Origin of the sequence: Micrococcus sp. HG099 (assembly GCF_024723355.1) — a bacterium.
Classification (GTDB): Bacteria; Actinomycetota; Actinomycetes; order Actinomycetales; family Micrococcaceae; genus Micrococcus; species Micrococcus endophyticus.
Genome location: NZ_JANQCJ010000044.1, coordinates 1 through 16,068 on the forward strand (window position 1 = coordinate 1; position 16,068 = coordinate 16,068).

The 16,068-nt window shown below is 73.8% G+C and carries 15 protein-coding genes and 1 pseudogene; 10 read left to right on the forward strand and 6 right to left on the reverse strand.

Annotated features, from left to right (window positions below):
* A partial coding sequence (locus NWP10_RS05665) for an ATP-binding cassette domain-containing protein (protein ID WP_309137702.1) occupies positions 1 to 438 on the reverse strand: 438 nt, incomplete at its 3' end.
* A gap of 286 nt (positions 439 to 724) precedes the next feature.
* Between NWP10_RS05665 and NWP10_RS05670 the strand changes: the two genes are divergently transcribed.
* Complete coding sequence (locus tag NWP10_RS05670; protein ID WP_010079940.1) at positions 725 to 937, forward strand: hypothetical protein; 213 nt, start codon at positions 725 to 727, stop codon at positions 935 to 937.
* Positions 938 to 1,093: 156 nt separating this feature from the next.
* On the opposite strand, the gene NWP10_RS05675 is transcribed toward NWP10_RS05670, so the two are convergent.
* The 3 genes from NWP10_RS05675 to NWP10_RS05685 form a co-directional block, all read right to left on the reverse strand.
* Complete coding sequence (locus NWP10_RS05675) at positions 1,094 to 4,471, reverse strand: beta-phosphoglucomutase family hydrolase (protein WP_258300178.1); 3,378 nt, start codon at positions 4,469 to 4,471, stop codon at positions 1,094 to 1,096.
* A 232-nt stretch (positions 4,472 to 4,703) separates the two neighbouring features.
* Entirely contained in the window at positions 4,704 to 6,023 is a 1,320-nt protein-coding gene (locus NWP10_RS05680; RefSeq protein ID WP_258300179.1) for a 23S rRNA (uracil(747)-C(5))-methyltransferase, read from the reverse strand.
* Positions 6,024 to 6,033: 10 nt separating this feature from the next.
* Entirely contained in the window at positions 6,034 to 6,642 is a 609-nt protein-coding gene (locus NWP10_RS05685) for a HEAT repeat domain-containing protein (protein WP_158491720.1), read from the reverse strand.
* Positions 6,643 to 6,763: 121 nt separating this feature from the next.
* Between NWP10_RS05685 and NWP10_RS05690 the strand changes: the two genes are divergently transcribed.
* The 7 genes from NWP10_RS05690 (at position 6,764) to NWP10_RS05720 (ending at position 12,818) form a co-directional block, all read left to right on the forward strand.
* The gene (locus NWP10_RS05690; RefSeq protein ID WP_017488122.1) at positions 6,764 to 7,738 is read left to right on the forward strand and encodes an acyl-CoA thioesterase; all 975 of its coding nucleotides are present in this window, start codon (positions 6,764 to 6,766) and stop codon (positions 7,736 to 7,738) included.
* A 31-nt stretch (positions 7,739 to 7,769) separates the two neighbouring features.
* Positions 7,770 to 9,038, forward strand: a complete 1,269-nt coding sequence (locus NWP10_RS05695; RefSeq protein WP_017488121.1) for a phosphatidylserine/phosphatidylglycerophosphate/cardiolipin synthase family protein — start codon at positions 7,770 to 7,772, stop codon at positions 9,036 to 9,038.
* Between the two features lie 177 nt (positions 9,039 to 9,215).
* Positions 9,216 to 10,667 (forward strand): MBL fold metallo-hydrolase, encoded by a 1,452-nt coding sequence (locus NWP10_RS05700; RefSeq protein ID WP_258300180.1) that lies wholly within the window; start codon positions 9,216 to 9,218, stop codon positions 10,665 to 10,667.
* A 101-nt stretch (positions 10,668 to 10,768) separates the two neighbouring features.
* Entirely contained in the window at positions 10,769 to 11,362 is a 594-nt protein-coding gene (locus tag NWP10_RS05705) for a rhodanese-like domain-containing protein (protein WP_017489356.1), read from the forward strand.
* 3 nt (positions 11,363 to 11,365) lie between these two features.
* The gene (locus tag NWP10_RS05710) at positions 11,366 to 12,133 is read left to right on the forward strand and encodes a sulfite exporter TauE/SafE family protein (RefSeq protein WP_258300181.1); all 768 of its coding nucleotides are present in this window, start codon (positions 11,366 to 11,368) and stop codon (positions 12,131 to 12,133) included.
* A gap of 111 nt (positions 12,134 to 12,244) precedes the next feature.
* Entirely contained in the window at positions 12,245 to 12,520 is a 276-nt protein-coding gene (locus NWP10_RS05715) for a metal-sensitive transcriptional regulator (RefSeq protein ID WP_017489354.1), read from the forward strand.
* A gap of 109 nt (positions 12,521 to 12,629) precedes the next feature.
* Positions 12,630 to 12,818 carry a hypothetical protein gene (locus tag NWP10_RS05720; RefSeq protein WP_158491725.1) on the forward strand — a complete coding sequence of 63 codons (189 nt, stop codon included), beginning with the start codon at positions 12,630 to 12,632 and terminating at the stop codon, positions 12,816 to 12,818.
* Between the two features lie 30 nt (positions 12,819 to 12,848).
* Here the strand turns inward: NWP10_RS05720 and NWP10_RS05725 are convergent, their stop codons facing one another.
* On the reverse strand, positions 12,849 to 13,823 hold the full coding sequence (locus NWP10_RS05725) for an acyl-CoA thioesterase (RefSeq protein ID WP_017489353.1): 975 nt from the start codon (positions 13,821 to 13,823) through the stop codon (positions 12,849 to 12,851).
* 108 nt (positions 13,824 to 13,931) lie between these two features.
* On the opposite strand from NWP10_RS05725, the gene NWP10_RS05730 reads away from it, so the two are divergent.
* A complete protein-coding gene (locus tag NWP10_RS05730) occupies positions 13,932 to 14,786 on the forward strand; it encodes a MerR family transcriptional regulator (protein ID WP_258300182.1) in 855 nt (284 codons plus the stop codon).
* Between the two features lie 152 nt (positions 14,787 to 14,938).
* Here the strand turns inward: NWP10_RS05730 and NWP10_RS05735 are convergent, their stop codons facing one another.
* On the reverse strand, positions 14,939 to 15,571 hold the full coding sequence (locus tag NWP10_RS05735) for a YdhK family protein (protein WP_258300183.1): 633 nt from the start codon (positions 15,569 to 15,571) through the stop codon (positions 14,939 to 14,941).
* A gap of 294 nt (positions 15,572 to 15,865) precedes the next feature.
* Here NWP10_RS05735 and NWP10_RS05740 point away from each other — a divergent pair.
* Positions 15,866 to 16,068 (forward strand): annotated as a pseudogene (locus tag NWP10_RS05740) (hypothetical protein); the annotation flags it as partial.

Consider the following 16,068-nt stretch of genomic DNA (forward strand, 5'->3'; position numbering starts at 1 on the left):
CTCCAGGACCTCGCGGACCCGCCGGCGGGGCAGGCCCTGCGTGGCGGCGGCCCACCCGAGGTGGCCGCGGACGGTCATGTGCCCCGGCAGGGACTCCGCGCTCAGCAGGGCGCCCACGGTGCGTCCGGGGGCGGCGGCGTCGGCGAACGGCGCGCCGTCCACGGTCACCTCGCCGGCGTCCGGGCGGGTGAGGCCGAGGGCCATGCGCAGCACGGTGGACTTGCCCGCGCCGTTGGGGCCGACGAAGCCGGTGATGCGGCCGGCGGGGACGTCGAAGGAGACGTCCTGCACCGCGGGGACGCCGCCGTAGTGCTTGGACACGTGGCGGATCGAGAGCATCGGCGGGGCCGGCGGTGCGTCGGACGCGGGAGCCGCGGGGATTGCGGGGGCCTCGGTGCGGCCGGGGGAGGGGAGGATGAGGGCGGTGTGCGTGTTCATGGTGACGATGCTCGCGTCCACCGGGCGGCCGGGGGCAGGGGCGTGAGGATGGTTCCGGGGGCGACGACGGGCGGAACCTCGGTGCGACCTGGGGCGGACCGCACGGGCCTCCCCGCCTGGCGGACCCGCCAGTGCTCCTCATCCGAAAGTCGGGCCGAGGAGCCGACCCACGGGGCACCCGATCCCGCCTCAGGTCCCTTCAGCGCGGCGGCGGGCGCCGGAAGGATGGAGCCATCACCAGGACGGACCGCCGGCCCGTCGCCACCGACTCCCGAAGGAGCCCCCCATGACCACCCCCGCCGCCTCCACCGAGTCCCGCGCCGTGCGCCGCGCCGAGCGGACGATCACGTTCCTGCTGATGGCCCTGGCGACCGCCGTCGTCGTGGTGCTCGGGCTGACCACCGAGCTGACCACCCTGCCCCGCCTGGGCATCACCCTGGGCGCGCTGGTCGTGGCCTACCCGGTGCTTCGGATGCTGCTGTACCCGCGCTCCGCCTGACAGCCCCACCCCCCCCCAGACGCGCTCATACCCCCCCCAGACGCGCTTTCGCTCGGGAAATCGTCGCTACCATCCCAGGATTTCGGGATGGTAGCGACGATTTCCCGAGCGAAAGTGTTTCCGGCTGGGACCCGGCTCCGGCTCAGGCTCCCCAGCTCAGCCCAGCGGGACCGTGATCTCGGCGCCCGGGGACAGGGTGTGCTCCTGGCCGGCGATGATCATCGGCACGTCGTGCCACATGCCGCTGCCGGCGCGGACCGTGACCTCCGAGCGGCGCATGTGGATCTGCACCGGCTGCTGGCGGAACCGGATGGTGAAGCTGGCGCCGGGCAGCTGGGAGGGCATGCGCGGGTCCACGCGCACCACGTCCTCGCGCGTCTCCAGGCCCGCGTAGCAGCGGATCACGGTGTCCACGGTGCCGGCCATCAGGCCCAGGTGGATGCCCTCGGGGGTGGTGCCGCCCTGGGTGTCGGAGAGGTCCGACTCGAGCGCCTCCGTGAACAGGTCCCACGAGCGGTCCGGATCGGTGCGGGCCGCCACCCAGGCGTGCACCAGGCGGGAGAGCGTGGAGCCGTGCGTGGAGCGGGCCTCGTAGTACGTCACCATGCGCTCGAACGCCTCCTGCGGCAGCTCGTAGCCCATGCGGCGCAGGATCCCGTCCAGCTCCTCGGCGGAGAACAGGTAGCCGAGCATGAGGGTGTCCGCCTGCTTGGAGAGCTTGTACCGGTTGGTGGCGTCGCCCTCGGCCTGCAGGATCAGGTCCATGCGGCCGATGTTGCCGTACTTGGCCCGGTAGGCCTCCCAGTCGAACTCCTTGAGGTCCTGGTAGCCCTCGAACTGCGCGAGGATGCCGGCCTCCTCGCCGTCCTCGAAGAACGGCACGGTGAGGCGGGCGCTGACGTCCTCCCAGCGCTCGATCTCCTCCTCGGTGATCTCCATGATCTCGGGCAGGCCGTCGTCGAGGGTGTCCAGCCAGCGCACCAGCCGGGCGGTCTCGGAGAGCACCCAGGAGGTCAGCACGTTGGTGTACGCGTTGTTGCGCAGGCCCGAGCCGGGGGTCTCCGGGTAGCCGTCGTGGAACTCGTCCGGGCCCATGACGCCGTGGATCTCGTAGCGGTCCGTGTACGCGTTGTGCAGGGTCATGGACATGAAGAACCGGGAGACCTCCACGAGCATCTCGGCGCCGTAGTCCGAGATGAAGGACGTGTCCTTGGTGATCTCGATGTAGCGCAGCACCGAGTAGGCGATGTCCAGGGAGACGTGCCGCTGGTTGTGGGAGTTGTCCGGCATCCACATGCGCGAGCGCGGGTTCCACAGCTCGGTGGGGGTCTCCTCGGAGCCGTCCGCGCCGGACTGCCACGGGTACATGGCGCCGGCCCAGCCCTCGGCCTGCGCGTTGGCGCGGGCCTCGTTGAGGCGGCGGTAGCGGTACATCAGGATGCCGCGGGTGATCTCGGGGCGGCGCAGGGTGAGCATCGGGTAGACGTAGATCTCGTCCCAGAAGATGTGCCCGCGGTAGCCCTCGCCGTGCAGGCCGCGCGCGCCCACGGAGGCGTCCAGGTCGCGGCGGCGCCCGTAGGCGGTCTGCAGCACGTGGAAGGTGTGCAGGTTCAGGGCGAGCTGCTGGCGCAGGGAGGCGCCGTCCTTGCCCATGGGCACGGCGGAGCCCACAGAGGCGGAGCGGCCGGCGTCGACGACGGGCGGCGCGTACTCGGCGCCCTCCGCGGCGGCCGCGGAGCGGCGCTGGTGCCGGTAGGGCTCGGCGAGGTCGATGCGCACCGAGAAGCGGTCCCAGTTGGTGCCCCAGCGCTGCTCGTGGAGGGTGAGCAGGCTGCGGAAGTTGTTGGCCCGCTGCACGTCCTTGACGGCGGACTCCCACACGGAGGCTTGGGCGTGGTCGTGGCTGGTGGCGACGGCGGCGATCTTCTCGATCACCAGGGGCACGCCCTCCTCCACGTGGAGGCGGATGTCCTGGCCGACGCGCAGGTCGGAGCCGTCCACGGGGCGGCGGATGGGCTCGTGGTGGCCGACGGGGGCCATCTGGCGGGTGCGGGTGGCGACCGCGATGTCGATGCGGGACTGGCTGGTGGTGGTCTCGAGGAGGACCGTCTCGCCGTCGATCTCGCGGGCCTGGGAGGGCTCGAGGTGCTGGTTGGCGAGGGTGCGGTCGTCGGAGACGTTGAGGTTGGCCACGCGGCCCTCGATGGTGGAGCGCACGGTGAGCTCGCCGGTCCAGTTCTCGGCGACGACGGTCAGCTCGATCGCGGCGAGGTGGCGGTGGGCCAGGGAGGTGAACTGGCGGGTGTGCAGGCTGGTGCGGCGGCCCTGCTCGTCCTCGAAGGCCATGGTCCGGGAGAGGACGCCGCGGCGCAGGTCCATCTCCTGGCTGAAGTCCACGAGGGTCTCCTCGCCGGGCAGCAAGGGGCGCCCGCCGCGGGGGGTGACCACGAGCGGGGTCCAGTCCTGGATGTTCACCATGTGCTCGGTGTCCACGGCCCGGCCCTGGACCATGGAGGTGAGGCGGTTGAACACGCCGGCCATGTAGGTGCCGGGGTAGTGGACGTCGGAGATGCGGGTGCCGGGGACGGCGCCGCGGGTGCCCCAGTAGCCGTTGGCGAGGGTGCACAGCACCTCGCGAGTGCCCTCGGAGGCCGGGTCGAACTCGTCCCAGCGCAGCACCCAGGCGGGGTCGAACGGGGTCGTGGTGCGCTCCTCGAGGCAGAGGGTCCCGTAGTCCTGGACAACGAGGTGGGCGCCGGCGTCCTTGAGGCGGCCCTTGCCGAGGTCGGGCTCGCGGTCCACGCCGATGACGAGGCCGAAGCGGCCGTCGGCGGCGGCCTTGACGCCGGAGACGGCGTCCTCGAGGACCATCGCGTCGGCGACGTCGACGCCCAGCTCGCGGGCGGCCTCCCAGAACATCGCGGGGTCGGGCTTGCCGGGCAGGCCGCGCTCGATCGCGGTGTGGCCGTCCACGATCACGGGGAAGAAGTCCAGCACGCCGCCGGCGCCGAGCACGGCGCGGGAGTTCTTGGAGCTGGTCACGAGGGCCACGGGCACGCCCTTGGCGCGCAGCTTCTCCAGCAGGTCCTGGGCCTCGGGGAACACGCGGACGCCATCGCGGGCGAGGACCTGCTCGAAGTAGCCCTGCTTGCGCTCGGCGAGGGCGAGGACGGTGAGCTGCGGGGTGGTGGCGGCCTCGGGGGAGTCGGCCTCGGGCACGCGCAGGCCGCGGGAGTGGAAGAAGGTGCGCACGCCGTCCTCGCGGGGGCGCCCGTCCACGTGGTGCAGGTAGTCCGCGGCGGCGTCGAAGGGGCGCAGTGCCTCGGGGTCGGCGGCGACGGCGGCCGCGTTGGCGGGCAGCGCGCCCACGGCGGGCAGGGCCTCGTCGAAGAGCTCCTTCCACGCCTGGGCGTGGACGCCGGCGGTGTCCGTGACCACGCCGTCCATGTCGAAGATCACCGCGCGGTAGCGGCGCAGGCGGTGGCGGCGGGCGTTCAGGTCCTGCGAGGGGGCGGGGGTGAGCGTCTGGGACATGGGCGGACGGCCTTTGCGCGTGGTCGGTGGGAGGGCGGGACTCGGCCCTCGTCGGGGACTGCGGACCAGCCTAGAGGGCACCCCGCCGCCGTGGCGCGCCCCGATCCGCCGGATTCCGGTGAGTCCGCTCACGGTCCGCGGGGCCCGCGGCGGGGTCGGGGAGCGGGGCCGGCGCGGGCCCCGGCGCCGCGTCCCCGGCCTGGCTCCCGCGACCGCCCAGGTCAGCGGCGGGTCAGGCGCGCGAGAGCAGCACGAGGGTCTCGGCGTGGCCGGTCTGGGGGAACATGTCGAACACCTGCGCCCGGCGCGCGCGGTAGGCGGGCATCGCGGCGAGGTCCTTCGCGAGGGAGGCGGCGTTGCAGCTGGAGTAGAGGACGTGGGGCACGCCCGAGTCCTGCAGCCGGGCAGCCAGCTCCGGGCCGATCCCGCGCCGCGGCGGGTTCACGACGACGGCGTCCGGCATGGCGGCGGGCGCGGCGTCGTCGTCGGGGTGGGCGCCGGCGTCGGAAGGCTCCCGTCTCCCGGACGACAGCGCATCCGAAGCCTCCCGTTTCCCGGACGAAAGCGCCTCCGAGGGCTCGCGTCTCCCGGGCGACAGCGCCCGGGTGGCGTCGCCGGCCGTGAAGCGGACGGCCCCGGCCAGGCCCAGCTCCGCGGCGGTGTCCCGGGCGGCGGCCACGGCGTCCTCGCTCGTCTCCAAACCCCACACCTCGGCCACGCCGGCGCCGCCCTCGGCCACGGGCCGGGCGAGGTGGAACGCGAACCCGCCGACCCCGCAGTAGAGGTCCCACGCGCTGTGCACGGGGGTGCCGTCGGCCGCGGCGGCCTCGGCGAGCCAGGCGGCGGCGGTGGCGTAGAGCCGCCGCGTGACGTCCGTGTTGGTCTGGAAGAAGCCCTGGGGGCGCAGTCGCAGGCCGATCCCGTTGAGCTCCATGCGCAGGGTGGGGTCCCCGGCCAGGTGCACCTCGTCCGGGCCCTCGGGCAGGGCCACGTGCTCGGGGTGCAGGTTGGCGGTGACGACGGCGGCCGGCGTGCCCAGCCCGGCCAGCGCGGACCGCAGGCCGGGGACGGCGGCGCGCAGCGCGTCGAGGCGGGCGGCGGAGCGCAGGACGAAGCGCACCATGAGCTCGCGGTCGGGGGAGAGGGTGACGATCACGGACTTCAGCTCGCCGGTGCGCGCCGCGACGTCGTAGGGCTCGAGGCCGGCGGCCGTGATCGTCTCCGCGATCGCGTGGAAGGCGGCCTCCATGCCGTCCTCGTAGAGGCCGCAGTCGCGCAGGTCGTGGCCGGTGCCGTCGTGGTGGCGCGGGTGCTGCTCCGGGTCCAGGATGCCCAGCCGGGGCGCGGCCGCGGTGCCGGTGGCCACGAGCTTGGCCTTGTTCCGGAACCCGGACTCGGCGGAGGCTTGCGGGGGCAGCCAGGCCTCGGCGGGCACGGCGGCGTCCAGGCGGGCGCGCACGGCGGCGTCCTTGTCCGTCAGCTGCACGCCGTAGGGCACCCCCATGAGGGCGCAGGACCGGCACCGGCCGGCGTCGTAGTGGTGACACTGCACGGGCGGCGCCTCAGCCTTCGGCGCCGACGCGCAGGTCGGGGCGGTCGAGGCGCTCGGCCAGGTGGTCCAGGGCCAGCTCGGCGGCGGTGGCCAGGTCCGCGTCCACGTCCATCACCATCCCCGTGAGCACGGGCAGCGCGGCCTCGAGGTCCTGCGGCCCGGCCAGGGCGCCGAGCGCGGAGGCCGCCGACGCGCGGACCTGCGGGTCCGGGTCCGCGCAGCCGGTGCGCACGGCGTCCACGAGGGCGCGGTCCACGGCGACGTCGGCGCGCAGGGAGCCGGCGCGGGCGGCCAGCACGAGGTGCGCGGCCGAGCGGACGTCCGGCTCCGGGGCGGACAGGGCCGCGGTCAGCGCGGGCAGCGCGCTGCGGTGCCAGGCGTGGCCCAGCGCCAGGGCGCCGGTGGCGCCGGCGGTGAGGTCGCCGTCGTCGCCGGTGAGGGCGCGGGCCGCGCCCGAGGTCACGTCCGCGGGGGTGACGGACCCGGTGAGGAGGCGGACCGCGAGGCCCGCGACGGCGGCCTCCCCGCGCTCGGCGACGGCCGCGGCCACCCGGCGGCGCAGGCGGTCGTGCGGGGTCTGGGGCTCCGCGGGCAGGGGGAGTCGGTCGAAGGCGGTCATGGGTCCATTCTGACCCGGACGCCGGCGCGGCGCCCGGCGGTCCTGGGAGGTTCCCGGAAGTGCGGTGAGCAGGGCGTGATGGACGGCACATCGCGGCCCCCCGAGTGGTACGTTCGCTGGCATGAAACCCGCCGGAGCCCTCGCCCTCGAATTCCGGGCGGACAGCTTCGACCATCCCGGCGGGCTCGTGGACGCCGGCACCGTCATCTCGTGGATCGAGAAGGCGGGCTACGCCGTCGCCGCGAGCTGGGCCGGGACGTTCGTCCGTGCCCGATACATGGGCCACACCCAGTTCCGCCACTCCGTGCCGGTGGACCACCGCGCCGTGGTCCAGGCGCGCGTGGTGCACACGGACGGCGCGGACGTGCACGTCCAGACCCGGCTGCTGCTGCCCGAGGTGAAGGACGAGTCCGGCGACCCCGTGGTCGCCACCTCCTCCCTGGTGGTCTACTCCGCCGAGGAGGACGGGGCTCGCGTCACCGTGCCGGCCTGGGTGCCCTCCACCCCCGGGCAGATCGAGCGCGACGAGCAGGCCAGCCGCTCCACCGTGGCCCGCCGCGCCGTGGAGCGGGGCATGGCCCGCCTGCCGTTCCCGTCCCCGGGGCAGGCCCCCGAGGAGATGAGCACGCTCGCGTTCCTGGCCCCGGCCTCCGAGGCCACGGTGGGCGGCACCATGAACGCCGGCGCCATCCTGCGCTGGCTGGACGAGGCGGCCGCCGTGTGCGCCGCCCGGTGGACCGGGCACGAGTCCGTGGTGGCCGTGTTCGGCGGCGGCGTGCGGTTCGTGCGGAACATCCTCGTGGGCGACCTCGTCCGGGTGGACGCCCTCCTGGTGAACACCACCGAGCGCTCCATGCAGGTGGCGCTGCGCGTCTACGCCGGCCGCCCCACCGGCGTGCAGCCGCGCCTGGTGGCGCACTCGATCGCCGTCATGGTGGACGTCTCCGCCGAGGACAAGGCCCAGCCCGTGCGGCAGTACGTCCCGGAGAGCGAGGGCGCCCGCAGCCTCCAGGAGGCGGCCGTGCAGCTCGTGCGCCTGCGCTCCGAGGTGGGCGCCGCCTGGACCGAGACGCGGCGCTCGCCCGAGTCCCGCTAACGCCGCGGCGGTCCCTCCGTAGACTGGGCCGATGAGCCCCCTCCCCGCGTCGCCGCTGCATCACATCCCGGTCCGCCGCATCGTCCGCGGCGCCGCCCTGGCCGCCGGCACGGGCCTGGTGGGCGTGCCCATGGCCGTGGCCGCGGGCCTCACCGGGGTGGACATGGTCAAGCGCCGGGGCCGCCGTCGCCGTCCGGCGCACAACCCGGGCGTGTTCGACGCCCCGGTGAAGGACTCCCACCTGCGGATCTTCACGTCCGGCGAGGACCTCTACGAGGAGATGCTCGCCGCGATCGACTCCGCCGAGCGGATCGTGAAGTTCGAGACGTACATCTGGAAGGCCGACCCCACCGGCCAGCGCTTCATCGAGGCCTTCAACCGGGCGGCCGCCCGCGGCGTGGAGGTCTACGTCTCCTACGACGGCTTCGGCAACCTCGTGGTGCCGCGGGCGTTCTACCGGCAGCTGGACCCCCGCATCCGCGTCTTCCGGCTGCCCGCCTTCGCCCGGCCGTTCTGGCGGGGTCCGGTGCGGAACACCGGGTTCAACCACTCGAAGATCATGGTGGTCGACGACGAGATCGGCTTCGTGGGCGGCTTCAACATCGGCGACGACTACGCCACGTTCTGGCGCGACACCCATGTGTGCGAGCGCGGCCCGGCCGTGTGGGCGCTGGACCAGTCCATCTCCATCAAGTGGAACGCCCACCACCGCGAGGGCGAGCAGATGAGCTGGCGTCCGCCGGAGTCCTGGGACCCGCGGGTCACCGTCTCCGCCAACCAGCCGCCGCTGCTCGTCTACCCGATCCGCCTCACCTACCTCGAGGCCATCCAGCGGGCCCAGCACCGGATCCTCATCAACACGCCGTACTTCATCCCGGACCAGCAGGTCCTCCAGGCGCTGCTGCACGCGGCGCGGCGCGGCGTGGACGTGCAGGTGATGGTGCCGCGCGACTCCAACCACATCGTGGCGGACTGGGCCTCGCGCGGGTTCTACGCGGAGATGCTCGAGGCGGGCATCACGATCCTGCTCTACGAGGCGAGCATGATCCACGCGAAGACGGCAACGGTGGACGGCATCTGGTCCACCGTGGGCACGGCGAACATCGACCGCCTCTCCCTGGGCTTCAACTACGAGTCCAACGTGGTGGTGGTGGACCGCGACTTCGCGGCCCGCATGGAGGAGATCTTCGCGATCGACGCGGAGCAGTCCGAGCGCGTGGAGTCCCCGCGCTGGCAGGACCGCCACGGCGTGGCCCGCATGGTGGAGCGGCTGCTCGTGCCGCTGCGCCCGCTGCTCTGACGCGTTCCTGACGCGTCCCTGAATCCCGGCCCCAGGCCGGTCCCCTGGTCCACCCCGCCCTCGGAGTTGCATACCCCAGGGGGTATGTTCTACGCTCGCTCCGACATACCCCAGGGGGTATCAGAAAGAGCCCTTCGGCCCCCGCCCCCGGCCCACCGCATCACCCAGGAGGACCCCATGCTGCTCGAGCGCATCTACGACGAGGACCTGGCCCAGGCGAGCTACTTCATCGGCTGCCAGGCGAAGAACGAGGCGATCGTGGTGGACCCCCGCCGCGACGTCCAGGAGTACCTGGACCTCGCCGCCCACCACGGCATGACGATCACCCACGTCACCGAGACCCACATCCACGCCGACTTCCTCTCCGGCACCCGCGAGCTCGCGGCCCGCACCGGCGCGCAGATCCACGTCTCCGGCGAGGGCGGCGAGGACTGGACCTACGGTTTCGAGGGCAACCTGCTGCACGACGGTGACGTGATCACCCTCGGCAACATCACCGTGACCGCCCAGCACACCCCGGGCCACACCCCGGAGCACCTGAGCTACCTGATCACCGACGGCGCGTTCGCGCAGGCCCCCGGCTACTACCTCACCGGCGACTTCGTGTTCTCCGGCGACCTCGGCCGCCCCGACCTGCTGGACGAGGCCGCCGGCTTCCAGGACACCCGCTTCGCCGGCGCCAAGCAGCTCTTCCGCTCGCTCAAGGAGAAGTTCGTGGGCCTGCCGGACCACGTCCAGGTCTTCCCGGGCCACGGCTCCGGCTCCGCCTGCGGCAAGGCCCTCGGCGCCCTGCCCTCCACCACCGTCGGCTACGAGCGCACCTACGCCTGGTGGGCCGAGTACGTGGCGAACGACGACGAGCAGGGCTTCGTGGACGAGCTGCTCGACGGCCAGCCGGACGCCCACGCCTACTTCGCGCGGATGAAGAAGCAGAACAAGCTGGGCCCCGCCGTCCTCGGCGAGCTCACCCCACTGGCCGAGCTGACGGGCGAGCAGGCCGTAGCCCGCGTCGCCGCCGGCGACGTCCTTGCGGACACCCGCTCCATGGACGAGATCCACGCCGGCACCGTGCCGGGCGCCCTGGCCCTGCCCGCCAAGGACAAGGCCGCCACTCACATCGGCTGGGCCTACGACCCGGAGCAGGACGACGCCGCGATCATCCTCCTGGCCGACGACCAAGGCGACGCCGAGGCCATCCGCTCCCACATGATCCGCGTGGGCGTGGATGCCGCGGACGCGTTCGTCACCTCCCTGGACGGGTTCGAGCTGCAGCCCGCCGCCGTGATCTCCCCCGAGGAGCTGCAGCGGCGCATCGACGCCGGCGACGTGGTCCCGGCGACCGCCGACGCGGCCCCCGGCGAAGGCGGCCTGGCCCTGCTGGACGTGCGCAACCGCACCGAGCACGCCGAGGGCACCGTGCCCGCCTCCGGCGGCGCCGAGGCCGCGCAGCTCAACTCCGGCAAGGTGCTCTTCCACCAGGGCGAGCTGCCGAAGGACGCGACCCTCGTGACCTTCTGCCAGTCCGGCCTGCGCAACGTCGTGGCCGCGCAGTCCCTGCGCCGCGCCGGCTTCGACGTCGTCGAGCTCGAGGGCTCGTACCTCGGCTGGCTCGGCCGCACCCGCGCCTGACCTCCCCCCGACCCCCGGCGGCGGCGCGTGTGCACCCATCCCCGTCCGCGCCGCCGTGGGGCCCCCTCTTCCCCTGAACCGCCTTTCCTGAAGGAGAACGCATGACCGCCATGACCCTGACCCCCGTCAGCCCCGAGGAGCTGCTCGAGCGCACCGAGGCCGGCACGGCCTTCGTGATCGACGTCCGCACTCCCGCCGAGTTCGCGGTGGAGCACATCGCCGGTTCGTACAACGTCCCGCTGGACACCCTCAAGGAGCACGTCCGGGACGTGGCCGAGCGCCTCCACGGCGACGTGGTGCTCGTGTGCGCCTCCGGTGTCCGCGCCTCGGACGCCCAGCAGCGGCTGACCGGCGCCGGGTTCACCGAGGCGGCCGTGCTCTCCGGCGGCATCGGCTCCTACGCACAGGCCGGCGGCGACGTGGTCCGCCGCGGCACCGGCTGGGGCATGGAGCGGCAGGTCCGCATGACCGCCGGCTCCCTGGTGCTCGCCGGCGTGATCGCCTCCCAGATCGGCTCCAAGCGCCTCGCGCTGCTGGCCGGCGGCGTGGGCGGCGGCCTCGTGTACTCGGCCCTGTCCAACACGTGCGCCATGGTCTCGGTCCTGGACCGCATGCCCTGGAACCGCCAGGACCGGGAGCGCCCGGCCTCCGAGGTCCTGGGCGCGCTGCCCGCGGGCGCGGCGCGGAAGGCCTGACCCGTGGCCTGGCTCGCCGTGGTCCTGGCCGTCGCCGTGGGCCTGCTCCTGGGCCTCATGGGCGGCGGCGGGTCCATCCTCATGGTGCCGCTGCTGACCTACGTGGCCGGCCTGGACCCGAAGGAGGCGATCGCCGGCTCGCTGTTCGTCGTCGGCGTGACCTCGCTGGTGTCCGTGGGCCTGCACGCGCGGGCCGGCAACGTGCGCTGGCGGACGGGCCTGGTGTTCGGCCTGGCCGGCATGGTGGGCGCGGCCCTGGGCGGCGTGGTCGGCGGGTTCCTGCCGGGCACGGTGCTGCTCATCGCGTTCGCCGTGATGATGCTGGTCACCGCGTGGGCCATGATCCGGCCGAAGCGCCCGACGGCGGCGCCCGCCGAGGGCGGCCACGCTCCGGGCCGGGCCCTGGGCAGGATCGTGCTCGACGGCGTCGTGGTGGGCTTCGTGACCGGGATCGTCGGCGCGGGCGGCGGCTTCCTCGTGGTGCCGGCCCTCGTGCTGCTCGCGGGGCTGCCGATGTCCGCGGCCGTGGGCACGTCCCTGCTGGTGATCGCGCTGAAGTCCTTCGCCGGCCTCGGCGGCTACCTCACCTCGGTAACCCTGGACTGGCCGTTCCTGCTCGCGGTGACCGGCGTGGCCGTGCTCGGCGCGCTGATCGGGGCCGCCCTGGTCAACCGCGTGCCGGACAAGGCCCTGAAGAAGGGCTTCGGCTGGTTCGTGCTGGCGATGGGCGTGGTCATGCTCGTCACCGAGCTCGTGGGGCTGCTGGCCTGAGCGGCCGTGTCCCCGGATGACCCGTCCACCGATCCGGTGACACCCCCGGGGGTATCCTGGCCTCCCGGTTCCTCGACCGCCGTCCCCGCCCCTCCGCCGAAAGGACACGCCATGCGCAGCGCCGACCCCGAGACCCAGCGCAAGATCCTCAACCGCCTCAAGCGTGCCCGCGGCCAGCTCGACGCCGTGATCCGCGAGGTGGAGGGAGAGGGCAGCTGCCGCGACGTCGTCACGCAGCTCTCCGCCGTCTCCACCGCCCTGGACCGGGCGGGCTTCGCGATCGTCTCCTCCGCCATGAAGAACTGCGTGGCGGACCCGGAGCGGGCCCGCGAGGACGAGGGCCTCACCGTGGAGGAGCTGGAGAAGCTCTTCCTGTCCCTGGCCTGACCGGCTCGGGGCGAGGCACCCGGCGCGGTCGCGCCGGGCGCCTCGCCCCGACCACTACCCCGGCCCGCGCCGACCGGCGCGGCCACCCCTGAAGAGAGGAACCACCATCATGTGCCGTCCTGCCACCTGTGACGTCTGCGGCAAGACCACCTGGGCCGGCTGCGGCCAGCACGTCGCCTCCGTGAAGGCCACCGTCCCCGCCGGGCAGTGGTGCGACGGGCGCCATTCGGACGCCGAGGTCGACGCCGCCCGTGCCCAGAAGCCCCAGGGCTTCCTCGCGCGCCTGTTCAACCGCTGAGCCGCCGCGGGCCCGCCGCGGCGGCCCGCCTCAGTCTTCGCCGCGCTCGGCCAGCAGGTGGTTCGGCAGCCGGTTGCCCGGGGCGCGCCCGCGGATCTCCAGCAGGTCGCGGGCGTGCTGCCACAGGGCCTTGTCCTCCTGGGAGACGGGCTCCCAGGCGGGCACCGGGACCGCGTCGCCGTCGTCGTCCCGGGCCACCATCACCGTGAGGCAGTACGTGGTCAGCTCGAGCTGCACGGTCTTGGGATCGCCCGAGCGCACGTGGACCGCCACGTGCATGCCCTTCTCGCCCGTGTAGATCAGCCGGGCCTCGACCTCCACGAGGTCGCCGATGTGCAGCGGCCGGTAGAAGCGCACCCCGCCGGAGAACACGGCCACCGTCTCCCGGCCCGCCCAGCGGGTGGAGCACAGGTAGGCGGCCGTGTCGATCCACTCCATCACGATCCCGCCGTGCACCTTCCCGCCCCAGTTCACGTCCGTGGGGGCGGCCAGGAAGCGCAGCACCGTGCGGTCCGCGGTGCCGGCGTCCGTGTAGCGCTGGCCCTCCATGGCGGCCTGGATCTCGTCCCGCACCGCGATCCGCGAGACCGCGTACTCCGCCGCCAGCTCCTGCTCCAGCGTGCGCGGCACGAACTCCGGCACCGGCACCGGCTTGCCCTCCTCCACCGCCACGAAGATCACGAGGCAGCGGGCGGCCTCGGTGAGCTCGCCGGTCTTGGGGTCGCCCGCGCTGACCACCGTGTTGATGTGCATGGAGCTGCGGCCGGTGTGCAGCACCGTGCCGGTGACCTCCACCATCTGCCCCACGAGCACGGGCTGGCGGAAGTGGATGTTGCCCACGTACGCGGTGACGCAGTAGCTGCCCGCCCACGCGGTGGCCGCGGCGAAGGCCGCCTTGTCCACCCACTCGAGGACGCGGCCGGCGTCCACGGTGCCGGTGTGGCCCTGGTCCGTGGGGGCGGCGAGGAAGCGGAGGGTCACCTCGTGGCGGCGCTGCTCGGTCATGGGCCCATGATGGCAGGCCCGCGCGGCGGAGGGGACGGGTGCGGCGCGGGCGCGGGCGGGCGCGGCGGACTTGACCCTCACGCGGCGTCAGGGGGTCCACTGGTGTGCATGAAGGAGACGATGACGGTCGGCGAGGTCGCGGCGCTCACGGGCGTCACGGTGCGCACCCTGCACCACTACGACGCGATCGGCCTGGTCCGCCCGGCCGCCCGCAGCGCAGCGGGCTACCGGCTCTACGGGCCCGACGACGTCGCCCGGCTGCAGGAGGTCGTCGCCTACAGGCGCCTCGGTTTCGGGCTGGAGGACATCCCCGCCCCGAGCGTGGACCGCCGGGGCGCGCTGATCCGCCAGCGGGAGCTGGTGACCGCGCGGGTCGACGAGTTGACCCGCCTCGGGCGCGCGCTGGACGCCGCGCTCGCGGAGCACGAGGACGAGCACCAGGACGAGCATCAGGACGAGAGAGAAGAGGACACCATGGAGGACCACGAGACCACCCGCCGGCCCGGCGCCCGCCCGGACCTCGACCTGACCGACGCCGAGCTGCGCGAGCTGTTCGGGGACGAGTACGCGGAGGAGTTCGACGGCTACCAGGCCGAGGCCGAGCGGCGCTGGGGCGCCACCGACGCGTGGGCCGAGTCCGCGCGTCGGACGAAGCGCCACACGAAGGCGGACTGGGAGCGGATCAAGGCGGAGCAGGACGAGGCGAACCGGCTGCTCGCCGCGGCGATGCGGGCGGGCGAGCCGCCGTCGTCGGAGGCCGCGATGGACGCCGCCGAGGCGGCCCGCGCCGTGATGGGCCGCTGGTTCTTCGAGGCGAGCCCGGCGATGCACCGCGACCTGGGGGACATGTACGTGGCGGACCCGCGGTTCGCCAAGACCTACGACGACGTCGAGCCCGGCCTCGCCGCCTACCTGCGGGACGCGATCCACGCCAACGCCGACCGCCTCGAGCGCGACGCCTGACCCCACGCTTTCGTGCGGGAAACGGGAGCCTCCCCGGGTGCTTTCGTGCGGGAAACGGGAGCCTTGCGGCCCCTCCCGACCCACCCACCCCGTTTTCGTGCGGGAAACGGGAGCCTCCCGTTTCCCGCACGAAAGTGATCTCGGGGCGCGGGTCAGCCCTTCGGCTGGATCTCGCTCTCGACGACCCACTTGTGGTTCGTCATGGTCATGCCGTCCGCGGTGTAGTCGACCATGTAGACGGTCTCGTCCGTGACGGAGGCGACGGTGGCCTCGGCGCCCTTCATGCCGGCCATGTGCTCGGCCTCCATGACGGCGGTGTCGCCCACCTGGAGCGGGGTGTCGCCGGCGTCCTGCAGCTCCTCGTGCACGACCCACTTGTGGTCCTTCACGGCCTCCCCGCCGGTGGTGGGGGTGTAGTCGACGGAGTAGGTGGTGGTGTCGAAGGCGCCGGTGATCGTGGCCGTGGCCCCGTCCATCCCGGGCATGTGGTCCGCGGTCAGGGTGACCTCGCTGCCCACGGGGTAGGCGGGGGACGCGGCCTCGGCGATGCCCTCGGGCGCCGGGCCGCCGTCCATCTTGTGGTCCATGTGGCCGTGGCCGCCGCCGGAGGCGGACTCCGAGGCGCTGCCGGACTCGGAGGCGGGCTGCGACGACGACGTCGCCGCGGACTGGCCGGACGAGGGCGAGGCGGACGGGCCGGCGTCGTCCGCGGTGGAGCAGCCGGTGATGAGGCCGGCGGAGGCGAGGATGCCGACGGCGGCCAGGGTGAGACGACGGGTCTTCATGGGACTCTCCTTGTGCTCGGTGTGCTCGGTGTGCCGGTCGCGGGTGACGCCACGAGCGGCTATATACCCCTCGGGGGTATCCTGCACTGTACTCCCATGGGCCGGGCGGCGTCACGCGCCGCCGCCCCGCCGCTCACCGGCCACCGCTTTCGTGCGGGAAACGGGAGCCTCCCGCTGTCGAGGGGGAGACGAGAGCCTCCCGTTTCCCGCACGAAGGCGATCTCGGCGGGAGCGCGAAGCCCTGACCTGGGGCGAGGAGGGGACGCGCCTGTCGTGTCCGGCACCGGGTGCACAATGGACCCGTCCACCACGACGCCGGCCCGCGGCCCGGAGCGGAACACCGCCATGTCCCCCTGGCCGACGTCGCAGAAGGCCACCGCCCAGTCCGGCGGGGCCGCGCCGGGCGGCCGGGGCACGAGGACCGCGCCCACGCTGCCCACGGCCGCCGCGACGAGCACGGCGGCGAGCAGCACCAGCGCGGGCGTGCGCTCCGGGGG